Below are 11,495 nucleotides of genomic sequence, written 5' to 3'. Positions count from 1 at the left end.
AGGTACTTCTGATCGAAGAACGTACGGAGCAAGTACGGTCCAAATACGGTTCGGGTAAGGAGCAGATAATCCAAAAAAGACAATATTGATCTAAATTTCGCCCTTTTTGGCACTAAAGTAGCCGTTTATATTGCAAAGAATACCTTTTCTTTGCTGAGGAAAATAAATAAGAATATTTTTACCATGTAATACACACGCTATGATGAAATTTGTATTTTCTAAAATGACCAAGGGATTATTGCTGTTTGTTTTTTTAGTATCTCTAAGCGCAAACGCATCCTTATCACAGGCTAAAAATGATTCCGTATTTCATTTAGTACAACCGGACTACAAGTTAAGCCCTCTCACCGGTATGACTCGCCACCATTGGCTTGACGCTGCAACCTATTTACTGGACGGAGCATTCAGCTACATCCGCACACTGGATGATCCGATGCGTTTCCCCAAACAACCGGGAAAGAGCTATCCAACGGATGGAAAGTTCAACAAGACAGAAAATCTGGAAGGACTTTGCCGCACTATGTTTGTAGCAATTCCTCTGTTAAAAGAAAATCCGGATCTGGTATTGAATGGAATCAAAGTCGGAAATTATTACCGGCAACAGTTGCGCAATATGAGTGATCCGTCGAAGTCCGGATATATTCAACATCTCAAAGGTGGCCCAAGCCAGACGCTTGTTGAGTTCGGAGCACTTGCCCTGTCGCTTACCGTAATGCCCGAAATTATCTGGGAACCATTGACTCAAAAGGAGAAAGACGATCTTGCCGCATTGATGCTCAGTTATGGCAACGGACCTACAATCGGTTCTAACTGGCGCTTCTTCAATATATTCGTCATGTCTTTCTTCAAAGACCAGGGTTATGAGGTAAAAGACGGGTATATGGATGAATTGCTGCAAAAATCACTGGCACAATATCGTGGGTACGGATGGTATAATGATAGCCCGGCATACGATTATTATAGTATGTGGGCTTTCCAGATGTATGGTATGATTTGGGCACATTATTACGGTGAGAAATTTAATCCGGAAGCCGGACGTCAGTTTGTCAGCAACTTCCGTGACCTGGTTCCCAACTATCCTTATATGTTTGCCGAAGATGGTAAAATGAATATGTATGGACGCAGTATTACGTACCGTATAGCTGCCGCTGTACCTTTCCCGCTGATGGGATGGCTCAATGATCCGTCCATCAACTATGGCTGGATGCGCCGCATTGCCTCTTCCACCTTGCTCCAGTTCCTTGAAAATCCTGCATTAATGGAAGACCGGGTACCAACACTGGGATTTTATGGGGCTTTTGAGCCTGCCGTACAGATTTATAGTTGCCGTGGCAGTGTTTACTGGATGGGGAAAGCGTTCCTTGGGTTATTATTGCCTGCTGATAATCCGTTCTGGACAGCTATTGAGAATAACGGAGCTTGGGAAAAAGAACTTCAACCTGGCAAAGTATACAATAAGTTCATGGAAGGCTCTAATACTTTGGTGACTAACTATCCCAACAGCGGCACTTCGGAAATACGTGCATGGTGTCATGAAACAGTTGCTAAAGACTGGCAGAAATTCCGTTCTACCGAGAATTACAATAAACTGTCTTACAACACGGCATTTCCCTGGATGGCAGACAGTCCGGATGGCAAGGTATCCATGAACTATGCTGTACTGAATGCCAAACAAAAATGGGAAGTACTACGCCTCTACACTTTCAAGAAGTTTGAAGACGGAATTTATTACCGGGATGCAGAACTTGAAACAAACCCGGAAATCAAATTCCGCCTGGCAGAAATTCCACTTCCTAACGGCATTCTGCGCGTAGACAAAGTTTCTTTCCCGATTACGACAGAATTACGTTATGGACACTATTCATTACCGGAATTAGATAGTCCCATTGTTACAAAGGAGCAAAAGGCCGGAGGATACACCGCCTACTGCATGGATAATGGTGCCTATCAAACGGCTCTTATCAATCTCCAGGGTTGGTCGGAAGTGGAATTCGTACAGACTGAAGGACTGCATCCGGTAAGTAACAGATGCTCAGTAATCAATGCTGCCGCTACTCATTCCGGTGACAAGATCTTCATCACACTGCAATTATGGAAAAAGAGTGGCAAGCCATTTACCAAAAAGGAACTGGCACCTGTAAAGACCTTCAAACAGACCGGAGACACTATAACCATTTATTTCTCCGACGGAACGGTAAAGACGGTTTCTCTCTCCTGATGTAAGTTTCGGAAGGAATAGTTATCTTTGCCGCCAAAGTAAGAACTACAGAAGTTCTTCTACAGAAACAATATAATTATGGCAGGCATCTACATACATATTCCCTTCTGCAAGACACGTTGCATTTATTGCGATTTCTATTCCACCACACGTTCGGAATTGAAATCGCAATATATCCATGCCCTTTGCCGGGAGTTGACGGAACGCAAGGAATATCTGAAAGGAGAAGCTGTTGAAACCATTTATTTCGGTGGAGGTACACCGTCACAGTTATCGGAGGAAGACTTTAAGGAGGTTTTCAAAACGATTGAGCAGGTTTACGGAACGAGGGAAGCAACAGAAATAACTCTTGAAGCAAATCCCGATGACCTTACGGAAGAATATATCGGAATGTTGCGCACTCTACCGTTCAACCGCATCAGCATGGGAATACAAACTTTCGATGATGCAACACTACGATTATTGAACAGGCGGCACAATGCCGCACAAGCAATAGAGGCAGTACAACGCTGTCGGCAAGCAGGTTTTCAAAACATCAGCATCGATCTGATTTATGGTTTGCCCGGAGAAACGGACCAACGCTGGGCACAAGATTTACAACAGGCTGTCAGCCTTAACGTGGAGCATATTTCAGCCTACCATCTGATTTACGAGGAAGGTACACCTCTTTACAAAATGCTGCAACAACAATCGGTATCTCAAGTGGATGAGGACAGTAGCCTGAACTTCTTCTCCACATTGATAGACACTCTTTCTGCTGCCGGATACGAGCATTATGAGATTTCTAACTTCTGCAAACCTGGAATGTATTCCCGACACAATACTTCTTATTGGCAAGGTATCCCTTATCTGGGATGCGGTCCGTCCGCACATTCCTTTGATGGAAACTCGCGCGAATGGAATGTAGCTTCACTAAATCAGTATCTTTCATCTGTAGAACAGGGGCAACGTCCACACGAAACAGAACAACTGGACACACGAACCCGCTACAATGAATACATCATCACAGGTCTGCGCACAATGTGGGGAATATCCACAGAGGAACTGAAAAGCAAGTTCGGCGACCGACTCTGGAAATATTGCCTGGAACAAGCCAGACCTTATCTGGAAAATGGGAAATTAGAGTTGCATAACAATCGGTTAAAGCTAACCAGGGAAGGCATTTTCATCTCAGACGGTATCATGAGCGACCTCTTGGAAATAGAATAATTACATATACAACATGCCCGGTCCTGATACTTTTCAAGACCGGGCAACTTAACAATACAAACCTTTTTTACAGAGAAATAGTATACTCCAATCCTTTATCAGGAGCCACTATAAAATTCGTCACTTCAAAATTCACATCTCCTCCTTTGATGCCATTATCAAATCCGATACGGACACTATATCGTGTATGCGGCTTCAGCGTCATATCCCGAAAATAGACCAAAGAAGTATCATGTGCAGTCTTTTCCAGTTTCAGGACTAAATCTGTAATATTGGTTACAGAGAGCGTCACTCCTTTCTCATTACGGCTGATCTCTTCTATTTTTACACATTTTTCAAAAAATAGACGGAGCAAGTCTTCATGTCCAATCACCAACTCTCGATAATAAGCAGCAGTGCGGCGATTGTCCAATGCCTCACGGATGCCTTTCAAGGAACGTTCCTTCGCAAAGACGAATGTCATGGTGCGATGTTCATCTTTAGAGAAATCATAATCAGTCTGAATAGGTTGATGGATATCGGAAGTACCAATCATTGTCAGATGCTTATCCAAACACCATTGAATGGCTTCGGGCATATACAGAGGGCCATTTGCTACTTCAATACCATGCATACAATCTTCATTATAGAGTTCTGTGTGCTCGGGCCACCACTTAGTAGTATCCGGTTGTTGGGCAGCCCATCCGGGATGATTCCAGAAGATAAATGCTCCCTGCTTTTTGGCTTCATTGAAAGCGTCTTTATACTCTTTTTGTTCCAATGGATTGGAATCAGTCAGAAAAATGGCATTAAAGTGCCCGGGAGCCATCGGACGAGTAATCTCACTGCCTCTGATTAAAAGTATCCCCAGCTTTTCAGCCTGTTTCTGACAAAGATCGAACGAACGGTTATGATCTGCCACAACATCTTTTTTGTGAGGACGATATTCGATGTGTTCTGTCAGAGAAATTGCATCCAATCCTTCGCGATAAGCCTCATCTACACGCACCGTAGGCCAAACCAGACCGTCAGAGAAGACTGTGTGCATATGAAAATCGCACTTCAAAGTAGTGTATCCATCTAAATCGGGAACTTGAATTTCATTCCGGCGTTGCGCCTGTACATTCATCAGGCAGGTTGCCAAAAGGAACGTACTTACTAATACTTTATTTACTTTCATGTTATCTATTTATTTTTATCATTAAAGTTACTATCACCAACCTGGGTTTTGAGGCAATAAAGCCGGATTTATCTGAGTAGCCGTCAACGGTATCGGACGCAAGTATTTCTTATCATCCCATTTACGTCCCTGGCTAAAGCCAAATTCAATATATCCGTGGTCACCTTCGGACAAACGATTGGTTTTGCCAATTACCACATATTGTACACCCTTAATCTTATCACCGGCCGCCGGTTCTTTATCTACCACAGCTACATCTTTTACACCATCGCCGTTCAGGTCATACGCTTCACCTTTCCGGGGAATGTAAATACCTTGCCATACATTTTCAATCAGGTCTCCTTGTTTCCAACGCATGATATCATCATAGCGAACTCCTTCAAAAGCCAACTCTACACCGCGTTCACGACGCACTTCCAGCACCCATTTATCCGTTGTTTGATTTTTAAAGTAAGCGGCTACATACGGGTCATAGGTTGCAGGGACCTTCCCTTCTACTCCGGCACGTTCGCGTAATGGTTTGACCGTAGCATTCCACACCGTTTCATCACATTCACCTAATTCCGCTTTCGCTTCTGCATAATTCAGCAATATTTCCGCATAACGGAAAATAGAAATAGAGTTATTGGCCGTAGCCTTCCCTACATGCACATCATCATCTATAGCCCATTTGATAAGCTGATAACCGGTGGATGTCATAGAGAAATTAGGTGCATCCGACTTCACCGTACCACTTATTTTTCGCTGGTAAGACGGTGAAATAACTGTTTGCATCAAGCGACAATCGCGATTCTGGAATTCATCCATATACTGCATGGTAGCATAATCCGTACGGTCGGTGAAACGGTTACCATCGCGCATCAGATACATATTTACAAAAGGCCGTACCAATGACCAGTTTGCCCCAAATGAGGCTGAGAATAGTTTCCAGGTAATGGAGTGCATACGCAAATCTTTTTTGAAGGCAATACCCCAGATTACTTCCGTTGTATTCAGTTCTTCCGAAGTAAACAGAGAACGATACTGTGTCTCCACCTCTCCCGTATTCAGTAATTTATAAGGACCCTTCGTCATCAGTTCTTCGGATGCGGCAATAGAGGCACGCAAGAATTTTTCAGCCGAGCTTTGCAATCCTAACTCCGAATGATATTTACGGTAGGTACCTTCGAACAGACAGATACGGGATTTGAGTGCTAATGCCACCCATTTCGTTATCAACGTGCTACTTTCTGTCAAGGTCTTATCTGTGGAACAATTGGTACAGGCAAAATCGAGATCTTCCAATATCTTATCCATAACGACCTCACGCTTATCACGTGGTTTGTATAGTTCATCTCTATTATCCACATCCAATGTCGTTTCATACCAGGGTACATCACCGAACGTTCTGACCATACCATAATAGAAATAAGCACGCCAGAAACGTCCTACACCTTCATTATGTAAATAAATGGCATCCGTTACTTTGCCTTTAGCATTAGGCAGATTATCGAGAAAGTAATTAATCTGTCGCAGATCTCCCCAGTCGCCGGTTCCCCAACCGCCTTGTTGGGTATCATCCCACGTGTCACCGATCAAAAAAGTAGTGGACGAACGGGTTGCACAAAAGTCTGCATACTGGTCTCCACCCCAGGCTATTGTTTCTTCGCCAGGTAGGAAACTTTGCAGGAAACCATTTGTATAAAGCCGTAAGTCCGACTCCGACTCCAGAAAGCCTTCGGAAGAAAAACTGTTCTCGGGCTCACAATTCAGAAAACTATCACAAGAGGTCAGAGCCAAAGCATACAGACCTATCAACCAATATTTTTTCATACTCATCTTCTGTGTTAAAAGGTTACATTAATGCCGATTGTATAACTGCTTAAAATAGGATAACCATATCCGTCTCCATCCTTATCGGCAGTGGAGCGGAAGTCTGCATCACCGGCACTGATACCTTCGGGGTCATACATCTTGGTATGCTTGTTCAGCGGTGTCCATGTCAGCAAGTTCTCACCGGCAAGGTAAATCTTCAAATCCTGTAAGTGCAGTTTATCGCAGAACTTCTTATTGAAAGTATAATCTATCTGAAGATTCTTCAGACGGACATAAGCTATATTCTGTAAATAGCGGTCATTGGCCTGGATACCCAACGCCTTTGTAGAACCATTTGCCAGATAGCCACGGTAGCGGGGCCAATAAGCATCGGTGTTCTGGTTTTCTTCTGTCCATACATTATTTCCGGTATGTTCCTTCAGCATATAGCTGTAGGGACGATCATATTGCCCCCAGAAGAAAGCTGACTCACGATGCGGATACCAGTTTCGCTTGCCTACACCCTGAAAGAAAGCACTGATGCCAATACCATTCCAGTTGGCACTCAAATTGAGACCGAACTGGTAGCGAGGCGTAGCATTTCCGATAACCTTCAGGTCACCGTGATCATCCAATGTATTCTGACCATTATCCACCGCACCGCTTTTATCGAGATCGGCAAATTTCAGATCACCCGGTTTCAGAATATTCGTAGCGGATACTTTTAGTTTGGACTGGTCTGCATGAGCATCTATTTCAGCCTGATCTTTAAATAATCCTTCGATATGATATCCCCAGATAGTACCAATCTCCTGTCCCTCATAATAAGTGGAGAGTAGTTTCGTAGGATTATTGAATTTAGTAACCCAGGTACGGCTATCCCACAACATAGCTTTTACACTGTAATTAAACGGCTTATCAGCCAGTGTAAAGTTGTCACGCCACATGATCGAAAGTTCCCAGCCCTTGGTTTTCATCTCTGCATTGTTACCTTTAGGCGTAGCGGCTCCCAGTACGGCAGGTAAAGTAGGACCTACTGTATACATATCCGTTGTATAGCGTTGATAGTAGTCGAACACCATCGACAAACGGTTAGACAGCATATCGACATCCAGACCAATATCATAAGTTGTCGATTTCTCCCAAGTCAGACTGTTGGGAACGATATTCGGAGTAGTGGCATACGTCTGCAATGCATCCCCCAGAATAACGGATGTTTTCTTAATGGGAATTGTAGAAAGATAGAGGTAAGGGCTTACATTACCATTGCCCAAACTACCAACAGAAGCACGGACTTTCAAGTTATCCAGCCAATTGCGGGTAGATTTCATAAAAGGCTCTTCAGAAATACGCCAGCCCAGTGATCCGGAAGGGAAGAAACCCCACTGTTGATTCTCGGGAAACTTGGAAGAGGCATCATAACGCCCACTTACTTCTGCCAGGTAACGACTCTTATAATTGTAGTTCAGACGATAGAGGAAACCTACATAAGCCCACTCATTTCCACCTTGTCCCGTAGTATAATAATCACCATCCATAAGAGCAAAACTCGGTTTAGTGGCACTAATCAGACCACGGCGGTAAGTTTGTATCGTTTTATAATCCTGGTGCTCAAGATTCCAACCCAACAGTACATTCAGATAATGATCGGAATCAGAAAATTTAGGAATATAGTTACCAGTAATATTGCTTGAGAGATATTCCTTGTTATAATCCATATTTTCCAGAGAACTGAACGTATTACGGGTTTTCATTATTTTCGGTCCCGTATAGTAGTTGTACTGATTCTCGGCCCTTAGACGGGTGGACTTGCTGCTGTAATAAGTAAAGTCACCTTTAAAGATCAATTGCTGTTTTATAGGTGTATACGTTAAGGTCGTCGTATTGCGTACATCCAGTTTATTGTCCTTTTGCCAGGAAGTCCCTTCTACAAAACCTGCCCATCCGATATATACGGCTGCTTCGGTCCAAGTACCGTCAGGGTTCTTCTCCATAGTCACCGGATATCCCTGATGTTGTGCCTGGCGGGTTATATTCTGACGGTCGTACATCACCATAGGCTGGTGGGAACGGAAAATCATGACATCCGTATTATTCTCCAACAAAAGAGATTTATTGATTTGTATTTCTCCTTTTGAACGGATATTATACTGCGTATACTTTTCGTCTCCGGCATTGTAAATGCCATCCTGGTTGTAGTAACGTCCTGACACATAATACCGGGCACGCTCATTTCCCCCACTAATGCTGACATTGTGTTCAGTGGAATAGTTCTGATCTTTATAAATGATATCCAGCCAGTTGGTATTACCAAAGTATTCATATTCCCCCTTATCATTGACACGCACTTTATCCAGTGAAGGATCGGCATCGCGTCTTACCAATTCATTATACCAGTCGGTAGAATACTTAAATACATTATTGATACCTCCCGGAGGCGCCTCCTGACCTTCCAGATACGCCGTATACCAGCCATCGGTCCACTGCAAACCATTACTAACGATGCCATCTTCTGTCTTCACCGTACGCTGATGCATGGAGAAACTTCCGTTATAATTGATTTTTGTCTTTCCGGCAGTAGCATTCTTGGTAGTTACCAATATCACCCCGAAAGCACCACGCGCACCATAGATAGCAGCCGAAGAAGCATCCTTCAGCACAGATACACTTTCCACATCCGCAGGATTCACCGAGTTGAGATCGCCTTCCACCCCGTTTATTAACACAAGGGCACTACCACCCGCACCAATGCTTCCTGTTCCACGAAGATTAATGGATGGCGTACGCGAAGGTTTACCGTCACTGAATGTAATGTTCAGCCCCGGTACCATACCTTGCAACGAACGAGAAATGTTGCTGTTGCCGCGCTCTGCAATCTGCTTGCTATCAATCTGGTCCACAGCACCCACCAGATTTACTTTCTTTGCCGTACCGTAACCTACGACCACCACTTCCTGCAACTGTTGCGCATCTTCCTTAAGTACGATCTGCATTTGCTGGTCATCTTTTACCAATACTTCTGTTTCTGAGTATCCGATATAGCTCAGTAACAGTTTTTTCCCTTTCTCTACATCCAAGACAAAATGTCCGTTCACATCAGTGATTGTTCCCGACTTTCCGTCTTTGATTCTCACCGTAACGCCGGCCAACGGTTCTCCTGAGGCATCTTTTACGACACCTTTCAGTGGAACAAGATTAGCAGCAAGCAACATTCCTCCCCCTAAAACAAAGGTGAGGGCAACGGCAAAACGCCTGCTTACCAAACTCCATTCTAAAAAACATCTTTTCACTTTCATACTGTTCAATTGATAAAATAAATCAAGAATCCTTTCGGGGTGCAAAGGTGGGAGGTACAGATTTCAACTATGCTACAAGAAAGTGAAGTTAGGATGTCAGTGAAATGATTAGAACTCCATCTTTTAATCAGCATTTTAGAAAGACAAGAAACACACAGAATAGGATATTTAATTTGAAACCGCTACCTTTGTCCCCCATAGTTATATGGAACGGCAATATGACGGAACAGGAAGTCAGAAGATATCTACGGAAAATGAGCGAGCAGGATTCCCAAACTGCTTTCCGGGATTTTTATGACATGACATACGACCGTCTGTTCCGTATTGCTTATTACTACACTCACCACGAAGAATGGTCGCAAGAAATTGTGCTTGATGTTTTCATGAAACTCTGGGAACACCGTAAGCAACTATTAGAAATTACCAATATCGAAGATTACTGTTTCATACTCGTAAAGAATGCCTCTCTCAACTATATAGAAAAAGAGGAGCGCCGCCCCACCCTATCAACAGAAACTCTACAAGAACACTCCGGTCAAGCCGTATCTCCTGAAGATACTCTGATCAGTGAAGAGCTTTTTGCCCGCTATGTAAAAGCTCTCGACCGACTACCGGAACGTTGTCGTGAAGTCTTTATCCGCATCCGCGAAGAAAAACAAACCTATGCACAAGTAGCAGAAGAATTGGGCATCAGTACAAAAACAGTGGATGCACAATTACAGAAAGCAACGATTCGATTGAAAGAAATACTGCTCCAATAAGTAGAGATTGTCAAACAATATTCATCAACCTCCGATGTTAGTAAACCGTCCTCCCGGCAGGGCTACACCTTCCCTCCTGGATGGCTACACCCTTTGGAGGCGATGGCTACACCATCCGAAGAAAAGGGTGTAGCCTTGCAAAAGTAGTACCACAGCTATCTCCTGAGCGGATACAGACCGGTTTTACCATATTCCGCCTCGACATCGTCATGTAACATTTTTACACTTCCGAAAGTTTTTAAACATACCCATGCCTGAAGAACTCAGCCTGGAAGGGGCGATGAAGATAGGAGGAAAAGGGAATATGCATCCACAGTAATTATCACATGATTAATTAACACTTTTTATTTCTATTTCCATAGGGAGTTTCTTTTCTGCTCCTGTCTTTACTCATGAACTATATAAACTAAACTAAAATTAAAACGACATGAAAAGATTTTGCAAACAAATGGCAGGAGTCGCAGGGCTTCTCTTCATCCTCTCCGCATGCAGCAACAACAGTTCCAGTTATCCCGAAGAATATGTAGGTTTTGAGAAAGTCACCCAAAACTATTCGTTCGATAAAAACAAAGATACGGAAGAGTTCAACGTAAAGATTATTGCGGCTGAAAAGAAAAATGAGGATAGGGAAGTTCTTATTAATGGCATAAACATGCCGGGTAAAGCAGTTATCTTCAGCATTGAAGACAAGACAGTCATTATCCCTGCCAAGAAGAAATCAGCCAATTTACGGGTGAAAATCTATCCGAAGAGAGTAACAGACAATGCTCAATTCCGTATTGTTTGTACCCCGAAGGATAAAGAAGGTAAAAAGACACAAATCACTATTCATCTAAGTCCACAATAATCATTTAGCTCATAACCCGAAAGAAATGAATTAAATTAAATGCTAAGCAATACTATCTCAATTCTCCTCCTCCCCGGAGAAGGAGTACCCGTAGGGGGAGGTGGTAGGTGAGAAAAGAATTCCTAATTGATATGATTTATAGGTATTTATTGCTTTACCTACCACCCCGCCCTTCGGGCACCCCTCCTCCAACTGGAGGAGGGGAATTGAG

General features: G+C 43.3%; 8 protein-coding genes. 5 read left to right on the top strand and 3 right to left on the bottom strand.

Going from position 1 to position 11,495, the window contains the following annotated elements; genetic code table 11:
- The first annotated feature begins 199 nt into the window (after window positions 1-199).
- Entirely contained in the window at window positions 200-2,218 is a 2,019-nt protein-coding gene (locus BN161_RS11745; protein WP_081743685.1) for a DUF2264 domain-containing protein, read from the top strand.
- A gap of 78 nt (window positions 2,219-2,296) precedes the next feature.
- Window positions 2,297-3,427 carry a radical SAM family heme chaperone HemW gene (gene hemW / locus BN161_RS11740; protein WP_044266306.1) on the top strand — a complete coding sequence of 377 codons (1,131 nt, stop codon included), beginning with the start codon at window positions 2,297-2,299 and terminating at the stop codon, window positions 3,425-3,427.
- Window positions 3,428-3,494: 67 nt separating this feature from the next.
- On the opposite strand, the gene BN161_RS11735 is transcribed toward hemW, so the two are convergent.
- From BN161_RS11735 to BN161_RS11725, 3 genes are read right to left on the bottom strand one after another with little or no spacing between them, the layout of a single operon-like run.
- Window positions 3,495-4,586: an Sb-PDE family phosphodiesterase gene (locus BN161_RS11735; protein WP_044266305.1), complete on the bottom strand. Its 1,092-nt coding sequence runs from the start codon at window positions 4,584-4,586 to the stop codon at window positions 3,495-3,497.
- 33 nt (window positions 4,587-4,619) lie between these two features.
- Window positions 4,620-6,398 carry a RagB/SusD family nutrient uptake outer membrane protein gene (locus BN161_RS11730; RefSeq protein WP_044266451.1) on the bottom strand — a complete coding sequence of 593 codons (1,779 nt, stop codon included), beginning with the start codon at window positions 6,396-6,398 and terminating at the stop codon, window positions 4,620-4,622.
- A 14-nt stretch (window positions 6,399-6,412) separates the two neighbouring features.
- Window positions 6,413-9,676: a SusC/RagA family TonB-linked outer membrane protein gene (locus BN161_RS11725; RefSeq protein ID WP_044266303.1), complete on the bottom strand. Its 3,264-nt coding sequence runs from the start codon at window positions 9,674-9,676 to the stop codon at window positions 6,413-6,415.
- Window positions 9,677-9,894: 218 nt separating this feature from the next.
- On the opposite strand from BN161_RS11725, the gene BN161_RS11720 reads away from it, so the two are divergent.
- The 3 genes from BN161_RS11720 (at window position 9,895) to BN161_RS11715 (ending at window position 11,284) form a co-directional block, all read left to right on the top strand.
- Window positions 9,895-10,437: an RNA polymerase sigma-70 factor gene (locus tag BN161_RS11720; protein WP_044266449.1), complete on the top strand. Its 543-nt coding sequence runs from the start codon at window positions 9,895-9,897 to the stop codon at window positions 10,435-10,437.
- An 80-nt stretch (window positions 10,438-10,517) separates the two neighbouring features.
- Window positions 10,518-10,652 (top strand): hypothetical protein, encoded by a 135-nt coding sequence (locus BN161_RS30810; RefSeq protein WP_262483906.1) that lies wholly within the window; start codon window positions 10,518-10,520, stop codon window positions 10,650-10,652.
- 212 nt (window positions 10,653-10,864) lie between these two features.
- The gene (locus BN161_RS11715) at window positions 10,865-11,284 is read left to right on the top strand and encodes a hypothetical protein (RefSeq protein WP_044266301.1); all 420 of its coding nucleotides are present in this window, start codon (window positions 10,865-10,867) and stop codon (window positions 11,282-11,284) included.
- The last annotated feature ends 211 nt before the right edge of the window (window positions 11,285-11,495 follow it).

The sequence above is a fragment of the Bacteroides timonensis genome (assembly GCF_000513195.1).
Lineage (GTDB): Bacteria > Bacteroidota > Bacteroidia > Bacteroidales > Bacteroidaceae > Bacteroides > Bacteroides timonensis.
The sequence above is the reverse complement of the archived record's forward strand: the minus strand, read 5'-3'. Positions and strand labels throughout refer to the sequence as shown.